Here is a 21,208-nt window from a genome sequence, read left to right on the forward strand (position 1 = left end):
ATTAATAATACAAGAAGGGTGCACCTATCTTTTCCCAAGTCCTAAGATAGGTGCATTTTAATTTTACTCATACGTAGCTTAGTTTAAAGCTATTGTATTACATAAGAAAACACCTACCACAGATGCACGTACTTCCCCAAGCAGTTGTCTGTGCGGTAGGTGTTTTTTTAGATTTTACTTGTTAATCATAACCGATTTTCTTTTTTTATAACAAGGTTAAGCTTGAATTTATGAAAAGGATAATGTGTACGGAATTTATCCTAATAAAAAATAGAATTAGCCTATTTCTAAGCTACTATTACTTGAGAACAGTTTCCTTTTAAATAAGTGGAAAATTGTAGTACAGCTACTTTAGCGATATTCCTTAATATCCCAGTTCTAATTTAAAGCCAAACACAATTTTGTTAATAAGTTGTGAATAGTTTTATTGGTTGAATTAACAAAACTAATTTGCTAGAATAATAAAGCAATTACTTGTAGTAAAAGACTACAGGCCCCTTGTATCATAATTGTGCAAGGGGGTTTTTGTATCGTATATTTATATTTCATGTCTAGAGTAGATGGATTATAACCTTTTTATAGTATTGGTCCATCATGTTTTAATACATTCATTTGCTTTATAGGAAATAGTATGGTATTATAAATAAGTAATCAATTTTGACATGTAACGAGAGCGCTATACATAAGACTATAATTCTCCTTTTGCTTATCAAATATTTTTTGCAACAAATCGCATACAGGGTATGCACAAGGAGGAAACATATATGAACAACGGTACAGTAAAGTGGTTTAACTCAGACAAAGGTTTTGGATTTATTACAGGTGAAGATGGTAATGATGTATTTGCTCATTTTTCAGCAATTCAAGCGGATGGTTTTAAGTCATTAGAAGAAGGACAAGCAGTAACTTTTGATATTGAAGAAGGACAGCGCGGTATGCAAGCTGTTAATATTTTTAAAGCATAATAAAGGTTTTGGTAAAACGTTCCAATTTAATTGGAACGTTTTTTTTATAAGATTAAATTGATAGGCTCTGAATGTTGAAAACGAAAGGAGATCATCATATGGGATTTGGAAAATGGAAAGAAGTTATACCATCAGATAAAAGTAAACAGTTTGAAGAAGGACAGAAAGTATCATTTATTTACAGAAAAGAAATTAGAAGTGGTATAATAGCTGTTTTATTAATTAATTCAGCAGTAATTAATATTATAGACAGTTCTAAGCCAAAAAACAAAAAAGAAAAAACAGTAATTAGTTATGAGAAACTATTATCGATGTATCAATAAAAAGACCCTAGTTTAGATTAGGGTCTTTGTGTTAAACTTAAGACAAGGATTTATGTCATACTCTTTTTTCTAAACAGATTCTTTACATGTTAAAGGATCTGTTATTTTTTATTTAAAAATTGTTAGCTTAGCTAGTTAGAGCAAACGGCTCATGACCATTAGGTTGATGGTTCGAATTTATCATAGTAGTTAAAACGAAATTATCTTGTGTATATAGAAAACACCTACTGAAGACGCACAATACTTCCCCAAGTTGTGTATGTTTAGTAGGTGTTTTTAATACAATTGTATATTCGAATTATAAATAAAATACAATTGTTTTGTAAAATGAAAACTTGAAATTTAAAAAAGAAAGCGGTAAAATATATTTACCAAACAATTTTATTTTTCATTTTATTACTACCTCTTGTCGCCTTACCCCAATGAGGCGGCTTTTTTTACATAAAAAATATTGAATTCAAAAAAAGACCACTTTTCATGATAAGGTGGTCTTTTTTTGTAGAGTTTTTTAAGAAAGCTCTTCATAATTGTTTACTGTTAAATTTGTAATGTAGTCTATTAAAGAAGAAAGTTCATAATTAATAGGAGAAACAATGGCATTTAAACCATCATCACCTTTATGTCGCATTCTTCCATATTTAGAACGAAATATAGCGAATAAGTCAGAATTTAAATCACATAAATAATTTTTTATATGGTTCCAATCAGAGAGAGCCAATATTTCTTTCTCTGTATAATCATGTTTTTTTGAACTGCAATTTTTTGCTAGTTCAAATATTTTATTTTCTGTACAAAATTTTATAATTTTTTGCTTAAATATTTCCATTAATAATTCTCCTTTTCAAAATATTTGGTTAATTAAAGATAATGATTTTAAAAGTTTATAAAAAAGCTTTTCTTTATGAAAAGCTTTTAAATTGGGCTAAGATATTATTTAAATCTCTAGAATTTAATTTTTGTCCATTGCTTAGTAATTTTAATGTTTGTAAATCTTGATCAGGAATGAATGTTTTGGAATCCAATTTTACAAAACTAGGTTTTACAAAAGGAGGATTAAATTTTGTTAGTTCATAATTTGAAGCATATAAAAGTTTAGTTTCTTTACCTTTTGAAGATGAAACGTTTAATACATATATTCCATTAGTTAATACTTCGACAACGAGATAGGGTCTATAGTATGAAGGCATTACTCCATCTAAATAACTTATTTTACCCAAATAAGCTTCTCCTACAGCTACCATTAAACAATCACCAGATCTCCGTTTTCTAGGTATATAGAATAAGTGTCATCAGTAGTATCTGGTAGTACAGAAAATGTTTCTAACTGAGGTAATATACTTTCTAAACTAATTTCGCGTGGATTATAATAAAAAGTTATACCATTAATAACTTCGTATGTTTCATCTGAATTAACAAAATTTTGATTATAAGTATCTAATATACTAGTTATTTTATATATTTCTTTAGAAATATCAGTTTTTGTAATTTTTGCTAAATTTTTATCATGAAATCCATTGTTTAAAGTTGAATTCTCAAATCGAACATTCCAAAAATCAAATTCATGGTTTAAGTTAGATAAGTCTTTTGCAGAGAGTTTTCCAAAAATGCTGACAGTTTTATCTAAAACTTCATATTCTTGTTCAGTAAAGTTTGGTACAAATTGTTTAGACTCGTTCATAAAAGAATAATACTCATTCTTATATTTTTGGCGCACTTCTTCTATTACAGTACCATTTTCAAAAGCAAGCATATCTTCTTTGAAAAGTAATTTCTTATGCATAGAGTAATTAATCAAATTTGCAAAAAATAAAAGTTTTTGAAGTTTCATATTTCCGTCAAAAGTATTAGGAGATTCAATAATATCTTTTTTCAAAAAGAATTTTGCATACTCCTTTACATTACGCAAATAAATTACCTCCTTTATCTGTATGTTACTATTCAATAATATTCTAACAAAATAATTTTAATAGGTAAATATAATTTACTTGACAAAGTAACTAAATTATAATTTAATTCTATTATTTTGAGTTAGTTCAATCTCATATATTCTATTTGCAAATAAAATAATAGAGGAGTAGACTTAAAGTATCAAATACTTAAGGAGTGTTATCTATTATGTCAAACTATGAAGAAAAAGAAGCAAAAGCATTAGTAAAAATTGCAGATGTTTTGAACAAACTGGATTCAAATTTAGAAGAATTAGATTCTCTAAATGAAGATGCAAAAAAACATAGTATGAAAAAATGGCTTGTTGAGAAAAGAGCTATGCATGAAATTAAAAAGATTGCACATGAAGCTGGTAAGTATGATAAGTACGATGAAAAAGAATTACAAAAAGAAATTGAACATGTAGAACAATATATGTAAAAATAAAAACTATTCCTTTTAAGGAATAGTTTTTTGTATTTTCCGCACACACATTTTCACCACAACTAGTTGCCTTTTTTGATTATACCTACCATAAACAGCAAGTTCTGTGCCATCAGGTAACATAAGTAATTCATCCACCAATTCTTTTTTAGAAATAATGCAGTTGATAGTTTCTTTTTGAGTCTGCAAAGAAAAGCGGACTAACATTTCTGGATAAGTGGTTAACACCTTGATTTTATGAATTGTTCCTACATAATTTGGCTTCATAGAAATCAACTCCTCGATAGTAGTTAACTATATTATATTAAGATTATTTTTATTCGTCTAGGTATGAAATGACCATACTTTGACCATACTCTTTAAGAAAATATAGAAACTATCAGAACATAGAATTTAATACAAATGCCTATTTTATAAGTGTTGAAGAAAGTTAGAGATTATTAGAAAAAATAAATCTTAAAGTATCAGTTTATCCAGTAGCTAACTAATACGATTAAAAAGCTGAATCTGCGGATTCAGCTTTTTTTGTCTTGCATAAAGGGTTAGCCGGAAAATAAAGGAAGATCTCAAAATAAAAAAAATCTCACATTGGGTTTAACTGCTTGTCTGACAAGGTTAATTGATGATATATTTAATGTAATAACAAGCATGTTATAAAATAATTGAGTCAAAAGAAAGAAGGGTATTATGCAGAAGAATTTTAGTGTAGTAAAGAAGTACGTGAATTTGATTTTGGATATTGTATTAGGGATTTTAGGAGTTTTCTTATTAGTATTTATGGCTAGTTATTTAGTTGACCTCGCTACATATCTCATGAAGCCAATGACGCCGGATAATTTTTCAGTTATCATGCAAGAAATTATTTCATTCTTTATGTTATTTGAGTTTATTATGATGATTCTTCGCTATATTCAAGAAGGACACCATATTCCGATTCGTTATTTGATTTTAATTTGTTTAACCGCAATTTTACGTCAATTAATGGTTGCGCATGGCGATGGCTTGCAGACCTTATTGTTATCTTTATCAATTCTTTTACTAGTGGTTGTGCTATTTATTCTCGGGTTAAATGGCAGCAAATTTTATACGCTAGGAAAAGCGAAAGTAGAAGAAGATCACGAGCAAGATTTTCATCATTAATCGAACATAATCAAAGACCGTCCAACGTGAGAATTTTTCTCTAACGTGGGGCGGTCTTTTTAATGCATAGTTAAATAGTTAACTCAATCAGTTCAATTGTTGGTAAGACACCGAAGCGTGCGCTGATTTTAGTGGTTCCGATTCCTGGGTGAACAATTAGCGGCGTTTCATCTTCTAAATGATAAAGCCCATGTGTATATTTTTTAGCAAGCTGATTTTTGTAAGTGAAAAAAGGTAAGCGAATCTGTCCGCCGTGACTATGTCCTGCTAAAATGAGGTCAATGTTTTTGTTGACTGCTGAGTCTGCGACATCTGGCTCATGGGTTAGTAGCAGAGTGGGCGTTCCAGTAGGGCGGTTGACTAAAGCTGCAGCTAAGTCGGTTTGTCCATATAACGAATCTTCTAAACCAGCGACGTACAAGGAGATACGGTGTGAGACAGGCAGTAATTTGCCCGTGTTTTTTAGTACGGTAAAGTCGGCAGCTTCTAAGATTGTTTCGTAAAAACTGGTATCTAAGCCGCTATACTCGTGGTTGCCATAAATAGCGAATTTGCCATAAGGGGCGTTAATTTTACGGAAAAGTTGACTCACTTCATCCTGAATTTCGATACCGAAACGGGCATAATCATCAAATAAGTCTCCTGTAAAAACGACTATGTCTGGTTGTAATGTATTTGTTTTTTCAACAATCTGTTTTAAGGCCTTCACAGAATAATTCTTTTTTAAATGAATATCAGAGAGTTGAACAATCCGTAAGGTTTTCCCTGATTCTGTTACTTTAATTTGATTTTTGTGTATGACTAAGCAGTTAGGTTCAATAAAAAAACTATAGCTTAAAATGCCGATAATAATGAAAAATAGTGCCAAAAATAAATAAACGTTCATAATTTCCTCCTTGAAGTCGCTAAATTAGTTTACTACAAAAGTGTTAAGCAAAAAATAAGGAAAGGTAAAATTTTCAGTAAACTTTCTCGATGAAGTTTTTTGGTGATTCATGCTTTTCTGAAGTAAATTTGCTATAATGAAAAATGAGAAAAAAGAAAGAAGGTCGAACCAATGATGGCAAGAGTCGAAAAGTTACGGGAGTTAATGAAAGAAAATAATTTACAAGGATTTTTAGTGACAAGTCCGTATAATTTACGTTATTTAACCAATTTTACTGGGACAACAGGCTTGGCAATGATTACATTAGATAAAGCTTTTTTTGTAACGGATTTTCGTTATACGGAACAAGCTGCGGAACAAGCAACTGGTTTTACTATCGTTAAAAACACAGGACATATTTTTGACGAAGTAGCAGATTTAGCTGAACGTTTGCAATTAGATAATTTAGCTTTTGAAGAAACGCAAGTTAGTTTCGCTGATTATAGCTTATTGGAAGAAATTTTACCATGTGAATTAGTTCCTGTAATGGGTTTGATTGAAGAATTAAGAGAAGTGAAAGATGAAGAAGAAGTAGCGATTATTGAAAAAGCGTGTGCCATCGCGGATCAAGGATTTGCCTTTGTCTTAGAGATGATTAAACCTGGAATGACAGAGATTGAAGTGGCTAATCAATTAGATTTCTTCATGCGTTCAAAAGGAGCCAGTGGTGTTTCTTTTGAGACAATTGTGGCCAGCGGTCTACGTTCAGCGATGCCACATGGCGTTGCTAGCCATAAAGTCATCGAAAAAGGTGAGTTAATCACTTTGGATTTCGGTTGTTATTATGAAGGCTATGTTTCTGATATGACACGGACATTTGCCATTGGTAGTATTCAGCCAAAACTAAAAGAAATTTATGACATTGTTTTAGAAGCACAATTAAAAGTGTTAGCAGAAGCTAAACCTGGGTTGACGGGCATTCAATTAGATGCGATTGCACGGGATCATATTGCTTCCTATGGCTATGGCGATGCGTTTGGTCACAGCACTGGTCATGGCATTGGGTTAGAAATTCATGAAGGACCAAATGTTTCATTCCGAGCAGATAAACAATTTGTACCAGGGAATGTGATTACGGACGAACCTGGAATTTATTTGCCAGGAATTGGCGGCGTGCGTATTGAGGACGATTTATTAATTACTGCTGAAGGTAATCGTGTATTAACACATGCGCCAAAAGAATTAATCATTTTATAAAGGTTGGGAGAACATGGATATCCAAGAGTATCAGCGATTTATTAGCGCGTTTTATAAAAAACGTAACTGGTATCAATATGATCCGTTTATTCGTTCCGACTTTTTAACAGAAGAAGTCGGCGAAGTGTGTCGAGCCATTCGGACAATTGAAATTGGCCGTGATCGACCGGATGAAACAGTTTTGGCGGATGAAGAGAATCTGGAAAACTTAACGGAAGAGTTAGGCGATGTGTTGGATAATTTATTTATTTTAGCGGATAAATATGACATCTCTTTAGAAATGATTATGCAAAAGCATCGGACGAAACTAATGGAACGTTATCCTGAAGAATAAAGACGTAAAAATAAGAAAGCCAAAATTACTTGGTCTTTCTTATTTTTACGTCTAAAGCCTTGAATTAGAAATTTATGACAAGAAATTATCTGTTCTTTTAGTCAGAACTTAGCTTTTCTGGTAGCGAAATAGGCTAATTAATGATAAACTAAGAACGAGTATTGATAAGCAAAATTTGGACGTTCTTTCACAACTAACTGAAGAAACCAGTGTTGTTTTAATTTTTAAGAATCATCCGTTGCTTAAAAGAGAATCCTTAAGAGACTTAGTGATTCATCAAATAAATCGTTTATTTAACGATTTTGTGCGTAATAGATAAGGAGGACAACCAAATGTCAGAAGAAAAAAATCTTGTAATCAATGCAAACGATTCTTTAGGAGAAATCGTGATCGCTCCTGAAGTCATTGAAGTAATTATCGGAATCGCTGCTTCAAAAGTAGAGGGCGTTTATGGGATGCGTGGCACGTTCGCCAATAATGTGAATGAATTATTAGGCCGTGCAGCACACGGCAAAGGTGTATATTTACGAACAGAAGAAGAAGGCTTAAAAGTCGATATCTATTGTTACTTGAACTACGGTGTTTCTGTACCAAAAGTTGCGTTAGAAATGCAAGACCGTGTGAAACAACAAGTCTTATTTATGACAGATATTGATTTAGTTGAAGTGAATATTCATGTTGTAGCGGTAGTACCTGAAAAAATCCCTCAACCAGACTTAAATGAATTATTCCCAGAAGATGAAGATGGAGAAGAGAATGAGTAAAACAGAATTAACCCGTCACGAGATTCGTGAAAAAGCGCTCCAAGCCCTTTTTCCTTTAGATTTTAATGCTGATTTAACCAAACAAGATGCCATTGATTATGCATTGGCTTATGATAATCGGGAAATCGTCAGTGAAGATGGCGAAGACCTAGTCCCTACGTATTTAGATTTACTTGTCGGCGGTGTGTGTAGCCGCAAAGCAGAACTAGACGAAGTGATTACGAACCATTTAGGTAATAACTGGTCTATGCAACGCTTAGCAAAAATAGATATTGTTATTTTACGTTTAGCTATTTTTGAAATGCTATACGTTTCAGATGTGCCAAACATTGTGGCATTAAATGAAGCCGTCGAGTTAAGTAAAAAATACAGCGACGACCGTTCACGTAAATTTGTTAATGGTGTGTTATCAAATGTAATGAAAGAAATTGATTCAGAGGCGTAAGCTCTGAATCTTTTTTTACTATCTAACTGGTGTTAAGATACTGGGTTATATGCTAAAATAAATACTATTAAAGAAGTAAAGAAACAATAGAGGGAGCGAAGGAATGAGTACAGTAATTAACGGTCGTGAATTAGCAGATCAAATGCAAGCAGAGATTCAAAAAGATGTAGAAAAGATGACACAACAAGGCATCCAACCAGGATTAGTTGTTTTATTAGTTGGGGAAAATCCTGCCAGCCAAACGTATGTGAGAAATAAAGAACGTGCAGCAGCCAAAATTGGCATTCTGTCAAAGGTCGAAAAACTGCCAGAAACTATTTCAGAAGAAGAATTATTGGCTGAGATTGACAAATATAATCAAGATTCACGCTTTCATGGCATTCTTGTGCAACTACCTTTGCCAAAACATATTGATGAAGAAAAGATTTTATTAGCGATTGATCCCAAAAAAGATGTAGATGGGTTCCATCCAATGAATTTAGGCCGTTTGTTTGTAGGCAAACCTGAAATGATTCCTTGCACGCCGTATGGAATTATGAAGATGTTTGAAGCCTATGATATTGATTTAACAGGTAAACGTGCGGTGGTTATTGGTCGAAGTAATATTGTTGGCAAGCCAATGGCACAATTATTGTTAATGAAAAATGCGACCGTGACGATTGCCCATTCTAAAACTGAACATTTAGCAGAAGTTGCAAAAGAAGCGGATATTTTAGTTGTAGCAATTGGACGCGGGCATTTTGTCACCAAAGAGTTCGTGAAACCAGGTGCGGTAGTGATTGATGTGGGTATGAATCGCAATCAAGAAGGAAAACTGATTGGTGATGTAGCATTCGATGAAGTTTCTGAAATTGCAAGCTATATCACACCAGTTCCCAAAGGTGTTGGCCCAATGACGATTACCATGTTAATGTATCAAACAGTCGAGACAGCAAAAAAACAAAAGTAAGGTGAAAAAATGACGCAACAGTATTTAACAGTAACAGCCTTAACGAAGTATTTAAAACGTAAATTTGATGCAGACCCTTACTTAGGACGTGTCTATTTAACAGGTGAAATTTCGAACTTTCGCTTCCGAGCGAACGCGCATCAGTACTTCAGTTTAAAAGATGACCATGCGAAGATTTCTGCAATTATGTTTAAATCAGCCTTTCAAAAATTGAAGTTTCAACCAAAAGAAGGCATGAAAGTCATGGTGGTGGGGCGGATTTCGCTTTATGAAAACAGCGGCTCCTATCAAATTTATATTGAACATATGGAACCAGATGGTGTAGGTGCACTTTATCAAGCATTGGCAGAATTAAGAGAAAAACTAGGAAAAGAAGGACTTTTTGAAGGGCCTAAACAACAGTTGCCTCGTTATCCCAAACGAATCGCTGTGGTTACAAGTCCTAGTGGTGCTGTCATTCGGGATATCATTACGACAGTCAAAAGACGGTATCCGATTGCACAACTGGTCCTTTTTCCAACCTTGGTCCAAGGCGAGCAGGCGGCGGATGACATTGTGCGGAACATTCAGCGAGCCGATGCGCAAGGCGATTTTGATACGATGATCATCGGCCGTGGCGGTGGTTCAATCGAGGATTTATGGCCATTTAATGAAGAAAAAGTGGCTCGAGCCATTCATGCTGCCACCACACCGATTATTTCATCGGTTGGTCACGAAACAGATGTGACAATTGCCGATATGGTAGCAGATGTTCGTGCAGCAACGCCAACTGCAGCGGCGGAACTAGCGGTACCAGTTTTAAATGAAGAACTATTAAGAATTAGTGAACGGCGTAGTCGTTTAGAACAAAGCTTTTTATATCTCTTGCAACAACGAACAGAACGTTTCCAACGACTACAAAACTCTTATGTGTTTAAGCAACCTGAGCGGCTTTATGAAGGTCAAACGATTAAATTAGATCGAATGACGCAACGTCTTTTCCAAGCAATGACAACAATTCATCACCAAAAACAACGTCAAGCCCAAGGAATTATCGCTCAATTGCAACAACAGACACCAAAGGGACAATTAAGAGAAAGTCAGCAACAATTGGCATTTTTACAACGAAACTTGCAAACACAAATGACACAATTGTTCCTAAACAAACAAAAGCAATTCACGTCTGCTGTTCAACAATTAGACTTACTCAGCCCACTCAAAATTATGGGTCGAGGATATAGTTATACTACAAAAGAGGACCGTGTCGTTAAAACTGTTACCGAGTTACAGCCAGCAGATCAATTAACGATTCATTATGCTGACGGTACAGTTCAAGCAAACGTCGAAACAATAACAGCGAAAAAAGAGGAGTTTTAACATGCCAGCAAAAGAAAAAACGTTTGAAGAATCATTAAATGCCTTAGAAGAAATCGTTCAGCGCTTAGAACGAGGAGATGTTCCTTTGGAAGAAGCCTTAGCTGCCTTTCAAGAGGGCATGGCATTAAGTAAACAATGTCAAGATACATTGGAAAAAGCGGAAAAAACTTTAACGAAAATGATGACAGAAAACAATGAAGAAATTGTTTTTGAAGAGAGCGAGGAAGCGTAATGACGAATTTTAGTCAACAGCATTTACCGTTGGTTGAAAAAGTCATGGTCGATTTTATCGCAGAATATACTGAAAATGAGCGTTTGAAAGAAGCAATGCTCTACTCAATGCACGCAGGTGGCAAACGATTACGCCCGCTATTAGTGCTAACAACAGTGGCCGCTTTTCAAAAAGAGATGGAAACGCAAGACTATCAAGTGGCTGCCTCTTTAGAGATGATTCATACGTATTCATTAATTCATGATGATTTACCAGCAATGGATGATGATGATTTACGTCGTGGCAAACCAACCAATCACAAAGTGTTTGGTGAAGCGACTGCCATTTTAGCTGGGGACGGCTTATTAACAGGCGCATTTCAGTTACTTTCTTTGAGCCAATTAGGCTTAAGTGAAAAAGTTTTACTGATGCAACAACTGGCAAAGGCAGCGGGGAATCAAGGCATGGTTGCCGGCCAAATGGGTGATATTGAAGGAGAAAAAGTCAGCTTGACTTTAGAAGAGTTAGCGGCTGTTCATGAAAAGAAAACCGGAGCGCTAATTGAATTCGCCTTAATTGCTGGGGGCGTATTAGCCAATCAAACAGAAGAAGTCATTGGTTTACTGACACAGTTTGCGCATCACTATGGCTTGGCTTTTCAAATTCGTGATGACTTATTAGATGCCACAAGTACAGAAGCAGATTTAGGTAAAAAAGTAGGCCGAGATGAAGCGTTGAATAAAAGTACGTATCCAGCTCTTCTAGGGATTGCTGGCGCGAAAGATGCGCTAACACATCAATTAGCAGAAGGCAGCGCTGTTTTAGAAAAAATCAAAGCAAATGTTCCCAACTTTTCAGAAGAACATTTAGCAAACTTGTTAACTCAGTTACAATTGAGATAGAAAGAAGGCACTTATGAAAAAAGAACGCGTCGATGTCTTGGCGTTTAATCAAGGACTATTTGAAACACGAGAAAAAGCCAAACGCAGCGTGATGGCTGGTTTGGTTTACAATGATAAAAATGAACGTTTAGATAAACCAGGGGAAAAAATTTCTGTGGAGACACCCTTACATACTAAGGGCCAAGTAATGCCTTATGTTTCTCGTGGGGGCTTAAAACTAGAGAAGGCACTAAATGTTTTTGCAATCAACGTTCAAGGTAAAACAATGCTAGATATTGGTTCCTCCACAGGTGGTTTTACCGATGTCGCTTTACAAAATGGGGCTCGTTTGAGTTACGCTTTAGATGTTGGCTATAACCAACTAGCATGGAAAATTCGGCAAGATGAACGCGTGGTGGTAATGGAACGTACCAATTTTCGCTATAGTAAACCTGAAGATTTCACCGAAGGGGTGCCGGATATTGCAACGATTGATGTTTCCTTTATTTCATTACGCTTAATTTTGCCACCTCTTCATGATATTTTGAAAAAAGGTGGTAGTGTGGTGGCGTTAATTAAGCCACAATTCGAAGCTGGCAAAGAGTTTGTTGGGAAAAAAGGAATCGTGCGTGATCCAGAAACCCATCAAATGGTTGTGGAGGAAATTACACGCTTTGCCATGAATAACGGTTATGATGTGAAAAACTTGGATTTTTCACCAATCACTGGTGGCGAAGGAAACATTGAATTTTTGGCACATTTAGTTTCTGTTGAGGGAGAAGGATCCTATCAAGCGACAGAATCCATTGAAGAAGTTGTCGCGCATGCGCATCAAAAATTAGCGGAATGATGAGAAAAGTTAGAAGAAAGAAGTGGACGCCTACGGGTGAAAGCTTCTTTTTTGTATAAATCTAGTAATTCATCTTTTAAAATGCATAAAAATAAGCTATGATGAGGGCAAGAGTAAACTGAAAAGGAGAGCGGCGCCATGAGAAAGCAAGATAGACACCGTTTAATTACACGTTTATTGACTGAAAAAAATATTCAAAAGCAAGAAGATTTTGTCAACTACTTACAAGAAAAGGGCGTAGCTGTAACACAAGCAACAATTTCTCGCGATATTAAAGATATGAAACTAATTAAAGTTCCTTCTGCAGAAGGGGGTTATCGATATAGCCTTCCATTAGAGACACAAGCTAATACGAGTGCTAAACTTGCAAAGCTTTTAAAAGATGCCTTTGTAGCTGCAGAACAAATGGAAAAATATGTCGTATTACGAACCATTCCTGGCAATGCAGCGGCGTGTGGTAGTTTAATCGAAAAGAATTACCAAGAGAAACTTTTTGCCGTCATCAACGATGATGATAGTGTCCTCATGATTGCACGAACTGAGGAGGCGGCAGAAAAACTTCATAAAGAGCTGTTAAGCTATCTATAAAGAATGAGGTGAACAAGATGTTACAAGAACTTTCCGTGAAAAATTTTGCGATTATCTCTTCGTTACAATTAGAGTTTCAAATGGGTATGACCGTTTTAACGGGAGAAACGGGTGCGGGGAAATCCATCATTATTGATGCAATGGGATTACTCACAGGCGGACGTGGCTCCAGTGACTATATTCGTCAAGGAGCAAATAAATGCACCTTAGAAGGACTTTTTTCAATGCCGAAAAGTCAAGAATTAAAGCAATTATTAGAAGAATTAGGTATTGAAACAGAAGAAGATTCTTTAGTGATTCAACGAGATATTTCCGCTTCTGGTAAAAATGTTTGCCGTGTCAACGGACGGATTGTCAACATTACTAATTTAAAAAGAATTGGGGAATATTTAGTAGATATTCATGGCCAAAACGAACATCAAGAATTGATGCAAAGTGAACGCCATATTGATATGTTAGATGAATTTGGTGGGAAAAAACTTTTAGCAGTCAAAGAAAAATATACACAGGCGTATCAAGAGTATCGCGCACTCGAAGCCAAAGTCAGAAAGCGACAAAAAAATGAAAAAGAGTTTGCCCAAAGAATGGACATGCTTCATTTTCAAAGTGATGAAATTGCTAGTGCACAGTTAGTGGCTGGTGAAGAAGAACAATTGCTAGAAGAACGCAATAAACTGAACAATTTTCAAAAGATTGCTGATGCACTGACGATTAGTTATGCTGCGCTAAATGGTGAAGACGATAGTAGTTTGGATAAAATCGGAACAAGTATGAATGAACTCGCTTCGATTGAATCCCTTGATCCAGAATATAAATCATTGTCAGATACTGTTCAAAATGCCTACTACTTACTACAAGAAGCTAGTGGAGATCTTTCTAGGTTGATTGATGGCTTAGAACTAGACGAAGGTCGCTTGAATGAAGTAGAAAATCGTTTGGAATTAATCCGTCAAATGAAACGTAAATATGGTGATTCGATCGAAACGATTTTATCTTACTATGAAGAAATTACCAAAGAGTTAGCAGAGGCTGATTTTTTGGAAGGTGGTACAGGTGACTTAGAAGCGTTGCTTGCAGAGAGACAACAAGCCGCTCATCAACAAGCGTTGACTTTACGAAAAGAACGAAAGCGCCTAGCCAAAGAGCTCGAACAACAAATTTTAACCGAATTAAAAGAACTGTATTTGGAGCGAACGGAATTTGAAGTCCGCTTTACAGAACTTGAGCATTTACAAGAAAATGGCTTAGACGGAGTAGAATTTTATATTACTACTAACCCAGGGGAACCATTAAAACCGTTAGTTCGGGTGGCTTCTGGCGGAGAACTTTCGCGAGTGATGTTGGCTATGAAAACAATCTTTTCTCAAACGCAAGGGATCACTAGTATTGTTTTTGATGAAGTGGATACAGGAGTCAGTGGTCGAGTAGCACAGGCGATTGCCGATAAAATTTATCAAATTTCAGAAAATTCGCAGGTGTTGTGTATCACGCACTTGCCACAAGTGGCGGCCGTTGCTGATGAACATTATTTTATTGAAAAAGAAATTGTGGCGGGTCGGACAGAAACAAGCGTCCGAATTTTATCTGAAAAAGAGCGAGTAAACGAAATTGCGCGTATGCTCGCAGGAAGTGAAATTACGAAATTAACCATTGAACATGCACAAGAGCTGTTGGCGATGGCGAAAAAATAGCCGCTCTATTTGAGCGAGTAAAAAAACAGCCCCTGCTATCAATTGAAGGGGCTGTTTTTTTTACTTTTAATGTGTGAAAAAGTTCTCCAGTTTAAAGACTAAGAATTGCTGTTAAAACAGTTGAACCTACAATTGCGATCAGCATTAGCCAAACCACGACTTTCGTGATTTTTGAAAAGCGACTTTGTTCTTTGTCGTTCATAAATGACACGTCCTTTTTAATTTCTGCTAATAGTGTACAACCTTTTCCTGAAAACAGCAACCTAAAGTTATAAGAGATTCTTTTTCTTTAAAATTCGAATACTAATTACGCAGATTAAGGTAGTGATAGCAAAAATAATCCAAAAGGAATATTCATGCTCTGCAAAAGGGAGTTTCACATTCATGCCGTAAATTCCTCCGATGATGGTCGGAATGGTCAGGACAATTGTTAAGGATGTTAAAATTTTCATGACATTATTTAAGTTATTTGAAACGATTGCTGAAAAGGTATTACTAATGTTATCAACTAATTTTAGTTGTATTTTAGTCGTATTTAGTCCTTGTTCTAGTTCAATCAAAATATCCCTTAAAAATGGCAAATGTTTTTCTGGATGATTAAAAATTTCAGCGCTATATAAACGTTTTAATACTTTTAAATTATCCGTTAAAGCTGCTTCGAAATAAACTAGACTTTTTTGAATGTCCATAATCTGATACAATTGACTATTTTCTGTGGCTACTTGGAGCTCTCCTTCAAGTTTGTTGGTTTGTTGGATAAGTGCTTGTAAGTTTTTATTGAAGGAAAGGGCCATCTTCCATGAAAGGGCTAAAATTAAGGCCTTCTCAATAGAAAGATCTTGATGGGTGAACGCCTCTTTTTGAATCCCATGAACGATGTCGTTAGGCCCATTGCTAACAGTAATTAGTTTGTTATCGACGGTTGCGATTAAAGCAATCGGCACCGTTTCTACTTGCAGATAGCCACTAGGACTGATACTAGCTTTGGGATAACGAAATAAAAGTAACGTAGGCGTTTGTAATTTTTCGTGGCGGAAACCTTCCACTCGAGCATTTTCTTCATCATCTAAAACGCCGGTAAGATAATCTGTTGGTAAGTGGTATTGATTGACGAGACGCTCGATTTCTTCTTCTGTAGGAGATTCTACCGAAATCCAACTTAGGGCTTCATCGTCTGGTGAACAAGGTTCAAAATAGTCATTTTTCAATAATAAATAATTAATCAAAAGATTCACCCCGAATCAACATTTTTTGTTCTAAATCCATTATAATAGAAGTATGACACAATACGAGAAGAAAAGCTTATAAAAAACATTCAAAAATAAGTGGCCGCGATAGGTGAGGCCTCGTTTTGAAAATGGTTTGATAAGTAATCCGTTTTTTATATGAAAAAGCAAGCAAAAAGGGCTTTTAGCACATATATTTAAACGAAATGAAACATCTGTGTAACGTTGATGAAGTATAGTTATAGCAGGTGGAATGAAAGGATTTGTTGAGAGAATGGTGTCGTTTTCGGCAATAATGTTATTTTGGTATATTTTTCCGGTAATTGTGCTCTTTGCGTGCAATTTTCTCGTGTCCACTTTTTCCCTAACGGAACGTTGGAAAATAAAAGCACCGGATTTGGCCATTCCGTTTTTATTCATAGGGATCCATGAGTTATCCAAAGATAGTTATGATGAATCGATTATGCCGTATTTTGTGATTTCTATTTTGTTATTAGGAGTCGCTGTTGCCCTGTTTCAAGCTTATTATTATGGAGAGATTTTATATAGACGATATTTCAAGATGTTTTGGCGGTTGACGTTTTTACTAACGTTTGTGTTGTATGTGTTGCTTATCTTGCTAAATATCAGTCATTATCTACTGTAATAAAGCGTGGAGACAATAGGGGAAATACGCTGTGGGAAAATGTCCCCCACAACTCCCCACTCCGTGGGGTTTTTTTGTTATTTGTGGGGTTATTTTATAAAAAACATAGTAAAAACCTTGTTATAATAACATTTTTTGTTGGGTGATGCTTGTTACATAAAACCCTGTAAATATTACAGAAATTTTAAATAACAGTTAAAAAATAGAAGTTTTTAGATTTATAGTGGTAGAAAGTGGTGGGATGTGGTAGACTTGTTCTATCAAGTGGAAAAGCGGGTGTATTGGCTATGCTTATGGGTGAATACCAACATAATATTGATGCCAAAGGCCGCCTAATCGTTCCATCAAAGTTTCGTGAGGAACTTGGTGAAAAATTTGTGGTAACGAGAGGGATGGATGGCTGTTTATTTGGTTATCCTTTAAATGAATGGTCACAACTTGAAGCAAAACTTCAAGAAATGCCCTTAGCTAAGAAAGATGCACGTACCTTTGTACGATTCTTTTATTCCGCTGCAACAGAATGTGAGATTGATAAGCAAGGTCGTATCAATATTCCGGCGAATTTACGAACACATGCCAGTTTAGAAAAAGGCTGTGTTGTTATCGGCGTCTCTAACCGAATTGAAATTTGGAGTGACGAACGTTGGCATGCATTCTCTGATGAAGCTGAAGAAAACTTTGATGAATTAGCAGAAACAATGATTGATTTTGGATTTTAGGAATGAGGCAAATGATGACTGAAGAATTTCGCCATTACACCGTTCTTTTAAAAGAAACAGTGGATGGATTACAAGTGAAGCCGGATGGCGTATACGTAGATTGCACACTCGGTGGTGCCGGACATAGTGAATACTTACTGACACAATTGAATGAGCACGGTCATTTATATGCCTTTGATCAAGACCAAAAAGCGTTGGCACATGCTAAGACTCGTTTGCAGAAATATGTAGACAAAGGTCAAGTGACCTTCATCAAATCAAATTTTAGAAATATTAAAGAAGAATTGGCAGAACACGGGGTGTTCCACGTTGATGGGATTCTATACGATCTAGGTGTTTCTTCACCACAATTAGATGAAGCAGAACGTGGTTTTAGCTATCATCAAGACGCGCCCTTAGATATGCGCATGGATCAAGACGCACCCTTGACGGCTCGCGAAGTGGTGAATACGTATAGCTATAGTGAGTTAGTAAAAATTTTCTTTCGTTATGGGGAAGAGAAATTTTCGAAACAGATTGCTCGAGAAATTGAACGTGTTCGCGAAAAGCAACCAATTGAAACAACAGGTGAACTCGTTGAGATTATTAAGACGGCGATTCCAGCTCCAGCAAGACGCAAAGGTGGACATCCTGCAAAACGAATTTTCCAGGCAATTCGCATTGCCGTTAATGATGAATTAGGGGCAGTTGAAGAGTCGCTAGAACAAGCAATTGATTTGCTAGCGAAAAATGGCAGAATCAGTGTGATTACGTTCCATTCGTTAGAAGATCGTATTGTTAAAACAATGTTTAAAGAATACAGTACGGTACAAGATTTGCCACCAGGCATTCCAGTGGTACCAGAAGAATTTCAACCAGAATTAAAAGTAATTACCAGAAAACCAATTTTACCAAGTGACAGTGAGTTATCTGAGAATAATCGTTCACGAAGTGCGAAGTTACGCATTGCCGAAAAAATAAAATCTAGATAGAGAGAGGGGTAGACACATGGCTGAATTGAAGAAAGTAAATGATTTCCATTATGAAGCACCAGAAATGGATCAGCCAACTGTGGCAACAGAGCAAGACAGAAAAATGCAAGAGGAAACACTACCTGTCCCCACTCTATTACCCAAAAAGAAACTAAAAAATGTCTCTTTACTAGAAAAATTAATCGGTGTTGTATTAGTTTGTGCAACGATTGGTATTGCAATTGCGACAATTCAAGTAAGAACGACAATTGTCCAAACCATGAACGATATTACAGAAACACAAGCAGTCATTAAAGAAAAGGAAGATAACGCTTTGAAATTGGAACAAGAAAGAAGCGAACTTTCTAAATCAGATAGAATCAAAGATGTCGCTAAAAAACAAGGACTAGAAAATAACGGCGACAATGTTAGGACTGTTAAATAATGAGTAAAAGACATAAATTTAAACAATTCATGAAAAAGAAAAACTTAAATCCGATGAACAATCGTAAAAAAGTAGGCATCATTTTATTCGCTACGAGTATTGGATTGTTCTTTTTATTTGCCTTTAGAACGACATACATTGTGGCAACAGGCAAAGTAGCAGGTGTATCACTAAAGGAAAAAACAGCTTCTCTATATGAAGGAAGCCAAGTGGTAAAAGCTAAGCGAGGATCAATTTTAGATCGATATGGTAATCCAATCGCAGAAGATGCTACTTCCTATTCGTTATATGTCGTATTATCAAAAAAATATACGGGACAAAATAATGAAAAGCTTTATGCGGAGAAAAAAGACTTCGATGATATTGCTGAAATTTTAGCGAAATATACCAAACTAGACAAAAAAACAGCATTGAAATACTTGAATAATGGGATCCATGAAGATGGGTCAACACAATATCAAGTGGAATTTGGTACGGGTGGTCAAAACATCACCTTGGAAACACGCCAAAAAATTGAAGCAGATTTGAAAAAGAAAAAAATCTCAGGTGTTTATTTCAATGAACATCCAGCCAGATTATATCCCAATGGGCAGTTTGCTTCTCACTTTATTGGCTATACAAAAGCAGCCAATCCAGATGATGATAAAGAAGGCTTAGTAGGTGCGATGGGACTAGAACAGACCTATAATGATATTTTAAGCGGAACCGATGGCCGTGTGTATTTTGAAAAAGATATTTACGGCAATGCCTTACCAGGAACTGTGGCGGAAGAGAAAAAAGCAGTGGATGGTCAAGATATTTACACAACGCTGGATAGTCGCTTGCAAAATACCTTAGAAGATTTAATGACGCAAGTTAATGAAAAATATGAACCAGTTTCCATGACTGCCATGTTAATGGAAGCAAAAACAGGCGAAATTGTTGCCATGTCTCAACGGCCAACATTTAATCCTGAAACGAAACAAGGGTTAGACGATAATGGTACGTGGCAGAACCTATTAGTTGAAAGTCCTTATGAACCAGGCTCAACAATCAAATTATTTACAACAGCTGCTTCTATGGAACAAGGACAGTTTAATCCTAATGAATTATTCAATCGTGTTGGTGGAATTCAAGTTGGGGATGTAACTGTGAATGACCATGACTACACTCGGTTGAACGGCAAAGAATATTTGAATTATCGTCAAGCCATTTCTTGGTCTAGTAATATTGGTATGGTAAAACTAGAACAAAAAATGGGTGATGAAAAATGGATGGAATATTTGAAAAAATTTGGTTTTGGTACGAGCACGCATTCAGGTTTAAGTGGTGAATCTGCTGGTAAATTGCCAGGAACAAACTTTGTAGATAGAGCAATGTCGGCATTTGGTCAAGCAATTACGGTTACTAATTTCCAAATGATGAAAGGTTTCTCAGCTATTGCAAATGACGGTTCAATGTTGCAACCTCATTACATCAGCAAAATTGTTGACAAAAATACAGGAAAAGAAACGATTACGGAACCACAAATCGTAGGAACCCCAATCAAAGCGCAAACAGCTCAACAGATTCGTACGTACATGATTGATACTGTTGAAGACCCGACTTACGGGATTGCGTATGATATTTATAAAGTACCAGGCTATCATGTTGCTGCCAAAACAGGAACTGCCCAGATTTCAGATGGTAAAGGGTACGTTGATGGAGCAAGTCAAGTCTTGTCTTCTGTAGTGGAAATGGTCCCAGCGGATAATCCTGAATATGTTTTGTATATTACACTTAGACAAGCAAAATCAGGTTCGCCTTCAGAAGCAATGGCGGCAATTGCAAACCCATTAATGAAATTAGCGTTAGACATTAAAGAGACAGATCCGGAAACAACGAAAGTAGCTTCTGATAAAGTCACAGTTGCTGATTATAAAAACATGACACCAGCGGAAGCGTTGGCCAATGCCAAAGTGAACGGGGTGGATCCTGTGATTATCGGTGATGGTGAAAAAATCAAAAAACAATCAACGCCGTCTGGTCAAACATTAATGCCTAATCAGAAATTGATTTTGATCACAAATGGAACGAACTATATGCCTGATTTAACCGGCTGGTCGAAGAGCGATGTTACCAAGTTTGGCGATCTATTAGGTTTGACTGTCGAGTTTAAAGGTGAAGGCTATGTGACGAAACAAAGTATCGCTGCTGAAACTGAAATTACGGAGAAAAAATTAACCGTGACTTTAGAAGGCACAGAATAATAACG

At 35.8% G+C, this 21,208-nt stretch carries 27 protein-coding genes; 20 read left to right on the forward strand and 7 right to left on the reverse strand.

Features of this window, described 5'->3' with window-relative positions; translation table 11 throughout:
- Positions 1–764 precede the first annotated feature (764 nt).
- Entirely contained in the window at positions 765–965 is a 201-nt protein-coding gene (locus tag IGJ90_RS03935) for a cold-shock protein (RefSeq protein WP_002357053.1), read from the forward strand.
- A 71-nt stretch (positions 966–1,036) separates the two neighbouring features.
- Positions 1,037–1,288, forward strand: coding sequence for a hypothetical protein (locus IGJ90_RS03940; RefSeq protein ID WP_002365832.1), 252 nt, complete (start codon positions 1,037–1,039; stop codon positions 1,286–1,288).
- Positions 1,289–1,796: 508 nt separating this feature from the next.
- Here the strand turns inward: IGJ90_RS03940 and IGJ90_RS03945 are convergent.
- From IGJ90_RS03945 to IGJ90_RS03955, 3 genes are all read right to left on the reverse strand, one after another.
- A complete protein-coding gene (locus tag IGJ90_RS03945) occupies positions 1,797–2,114 on the reverse strand; it encodes a hypothetical protein (protein WP_016632566.1) in 318 nt (105 codons plus the stop codon).
- Positions 2,115–2,187: 73 nt separating this feature from the next.
- On the reverse strand, positions 2,188–2,529 hold the full coding sequence (locus IGJ90_RS03950) for a hypothetical protein (RefSeq protein ID WP_016632567.1): 342 nt from the start codon (positions 2,527–2,529) through the stop codon (positions 2,188–2,190).
- Positions 2,529–3,194, reverse strand: coding sequence for a Panacea domain-containing protein (locus IGJ90_RS03955; protein WP_025193460.1), 666 nt, complete (start codon positions 3,192–3,194; stop codon positions 2,529–2,531). The genes IGJ90_RS03950 and IGJ90_RS03955 overlap by 1 nt, the downstream gene beginning before the upstream one ends.
- A 209-nt stretch (positions 3,195–3,403) precedes the next feature.
- Here IGJ90_RS03955 and IGJ90_RS03960 point away from each other — a divergent pair, with 209 nt between their 5' ends.
- On the forward strand, positions 3,404–3,655 hold the full coding sequence (locus IGJ90_RS03960) for a hypothetical protein (RefSeq protein ID WP_002403783.1): 252 nt from the start codon (positions 3,404–3,406) through the stop codon (positions 3,653–3,655).
- An 18-nt stretch (positions 3,656–3,673) separates the two neighbouring features.
- Here the strand turns inward: IGJ90_RS03960 and IGJ90_RS03965 are convergent, their stop codons facing one another.
- Positions 3,674–3,925, reverse strand: a complete 252-nt coding sequence (locus IGJ90_RS03965) for a hypothetical protein (protein ID WP_129343467.1) — start codon at positions 3,923–3,925, stop codon at positions 3,674–3,676.
- A 420-nt stretch (positions 3,926–4,345) separates the two neighbouring features.
- Here IGJ90_RS03965 and psiE point away from each other — a divergent pair, with 420 nt between their 5' ends.
- Positions 4,346–4,798 (forward strand): phosphate-starvation-inducible protein PsiE, encoded by a 453-nt coding sequence (gene psiE, locus IGJ90_RS03970; protein ID WP_002355869.1) that lies wholly within the window; start codon positions 4,346–4,348, stop codon positions 4,796–4,798.
- 70 nt (positions 4,799–4,868) lie between these two features.
- On the opposite strand, the gene IGJ90_RS03975 is transcribed toward psiE, so the two are convergent.
- Positions 4,869–5,684 (reverse strand): metallophosphoesterase, encoded by an 816-nt coding sequence (locus tag IGJ90_RS03975; RefSeq protein WP_002366382.1) that lies wholly within the window; start codon positions 5,682–5,684, stop codon positions 4,869–4,871.
- Positions 5,685–5,855: 171 nt separating this feature from the next.
- Here IGJ90_RS03975 and IGJ90_RS03980 point away from each other — a divergent pair, with 171 nt between their 5' ends.
- The 11 genes from IGJ90_RS03980 (at position 5,856) to recN (ending at position 14,989) form a co-directional block, all read left to right on the forward strand.
- A complete protein-coding gene (locus IGJ90_RS03980; RefSeq protein ID WP_002391500.1) occupies positions 5,856–6,920 on the forward strand; it encodes a M24 family metallopeptidase in 1,065 nt (354 codons plus the stop codon).
- 13 nt (positions 6,921–6,933) lie between these two features.
- Positions 6,934–7,254 carry a MazG nucleotide pyrophosphohydrolase domain-containing protein gene (locus IGJ90_RS03985; protein WP_438767591.1) on the forward strand — a complete coding sequence of 107 codons (321 nt, stop codon included), beginning with the start codon at positions 6,934–6,936 and terminating at the stop codon, positions 7,252–7,254.
- A 332-nt stretch (positions 7,255–7,586) separates the two neighbouring features.
- Positions 7,587–8,018 (forward strand): Asp23/Gls24 family envelope stress response protein, encoded by a 432-nt coding sequence (locus IGJ90_RS03990; RefSeq protein ID WP_002355874.1) that lies wholly within the window; start codon positions 7,587–7,589, stop codon positions 8,016–8,018.
- Entirely contained in the window at positions 8,011–8,463 is a 453-nt protein-coding gene (gene nusB / locus IGJ90_RS03995) for a transcription antitermination factor NusB (RefSeq protein ID WP_002355875.1), read from the forward strand. The genes IGJ90_RS03990 and nusB overlap by 8 nt, the downstream gene beginning before the upstream one ends.
- 103 nt (positions 8,464–8,566) lie before the next feature.
- Positions 8,567–9,412, forward strand: coding sequence for a bifunctional methylenetetrahydrofolate dehydrogenase/methenyltetrahydrofolate cyclohydrolase (locus IGJ90_RS04000; RefSeq protein ID WP_438767593.1), 846 nt, complete (start codon positions 8,567–8,569; stop codon positions 9,410–9,412).
- Between the two features lie 9 nt (positions 9,413–9,421).
- Positions 9,422–10,768: an exodeoxyribonuclease VII large subunit gene (gene xseA / locus IGJ90_RS04005; RefSeq protein WP_002355877.1), complete on the forward strand. Its 1,347-nt coding sequence runs from the start codon at positions 9,422–9,424 to the stop codon at positions 10,766–10,768.
- 1 nt (position 10,769) lies between these two features.
- Positions 10,770–11,000 carry an exodeoxyribonuclease VII small subunit gene (locus IGJ90_RS04010; RefSeq protein WP_002355878.1) on the forward strand — a complete coding sequence of 77 codons (231 nt, stop codon included), beginning with the start codon at positions 10,770–10,772 and terminating at the stop codon, positions 10,998–11,000.
- On the forward strand, positions 11,000–11,881 hold the full coding sequence (locus tag IGJ90_RS04015; RefSeq protein WP_438767595.1) for a polyprenyl synthetase family protein: 882 nt from the start codon (positions 11,000–11,002) through the stop codon (positions 11,879–11,881). Before IGJ90_RS04010 ends, IGJ90_RS04015 begins: the two co-directional genes overlap by 1 nt.
- 13 nt (positions 11,882–11,894) lie before the next feature.
- Positions 11,895–12,710, forward strand: a complete 816-nt coding sequence (locus IGJ90_RS04020; protein ID WP_002355880.1) for a TlyA family RNA methyltransferase — start codon at positions 11,895–11,897, stop codon at positions 12,708–12,710.
- A gap of 138 nt (positions 12,711–12,848) precedes the next feature.
- On the forward strand, positions 12,849–13,298 hold the full coding sequence (locus tag IGJ90_RS04025; RefSeq protein WP_002358881.1) for an arginine repressor: 450 nt from the start codon (positions 12,849–12,851) through the stop codon (positions 13,296–13,298).
- 17 nt (positions 13,299–13,315) lie between these two features.
- Complete coding sequence (gene recN / locus IGJ90_RS04030) at positions 13,316–14,989, forward strand: DNA repair protein RecN (protein WP_025186570.1); 1,674 nt, start codon at positions 13,316–13,318, stop codon at positions 14,987–14,989.
- Positions 14,990–15,080: 91 nt separating this feature from the next.
- On the opposite strand, the gene IGJ90_RS04035 is transcribed toward recN, so the two are convergent.
- A complete protein-coding gene (locus IGJ90_RS04035) occupies positions 15,081–15,191 on the reverse strand; it encodes a DUF4044 domain-containing protein (RefSeq protein ID WP_002383399.1) in 111 nt (36 codons plus the stop codon).
- A gap of 67 nt (positions 15,192–15,258) precedes the next feature.
- Positions 15,259–16,224 carry a magnesium transporter CorA family protein gene (locus IGJ90_RS04040; protein WP_002383400.1) on the reverse strand — a complete coding sequence of 322 codons (966 nt, stop codon included), beginning with the start codon at positions 16,222–16,224 and terminating at the stop codon, positions 15,259–15,261.
- Positions 16,225–16,468: 244 nt separating this feature from the next.
- On the opposite strand from IGJ90_RS04040, the gene IGJ90_RS04045 reads away from it, so the two are divergent.
- The 5 genes from IGJ90_RS04045 to IGJ90_RS04065 all read left to right on the forward strand — a co-directional run bounded on the left by IGJ90_RS04045 (position 16,469) and on the right by IGJ90_RS04065 (position 21,203).
- Complete coding sequence (locus IGJ90_RS04045; RefSeq protein ID WP_002383401.1) at positions 16,469–16,861, forward strand: DUF3397 domain-containing protein; 393 nt, start codon at positions 16,469–16,471, stop codon at positions 16,859–16,861.
- Positions 16,862–17,094: 233 nt separating this feature from the next.
- On the forward strand, positions 17,095–17,580 hold the full coding sequence (gene mraZ / locus IGJ90_RS04050) for a division/cell wall cluster transcriptional repressor MraZ (protein WP_002383402.1): 486 nt from the start codon (positions 17,095–17,097) through the stop codon (positions 17,578–17,580).
- Positions 17,581–17,594: 14 nt separating this feature from the next.
- On the forward strand, positions 17,595–18,551 hold the full coding sequence (gene rsmH, locus IGJ90_RS04055) for a 16S rRNA (cytosine(1402)-N(4))-methyltransferase RsmH (protein ID WP_002355891.1): 957 nt from the start codon (positions 17,595–17,597) through the stop codon (positions 18,549–18,551).
- Positions 18,552–18,567: 16 nt separating this feature from the next.
- Positions 18,568–18,975 (forward strand): cell division protein FtsL, encoded by a 408-nt coding sequence (gene ftsL, locus IGJ90_RS04060; protein WP_002358883.1) that lies wholly within the window; start codon positions 18,568–18,570, stop codon positions 18,973–18,975.
- Positions 18,975–21,203: a penicillin-binding protein gene (locus IGJ90_RS04065; protein WP_002381310.1), complete on the forward strand. Its 2,229-nt coding sequence runs from the start codon at positions 18,975–18,977 to the stop codon at positions 21,201–21,203. Before ftsL ends, IGJ90_RS04065 begins: the two co-directional genes overlap by 1 nt.
- Positions 21,204–21,208 lie beyond the last annotated feature (5 nt).

The organism is Enterococcus sp. AZ129 (assembly GCF_051714505.1).
GTDB lineage: Bacteria > Bacillota > Bacilli > Lactobacillales > Enterococcaceae > Enterococcus > Enterococcus faecalis.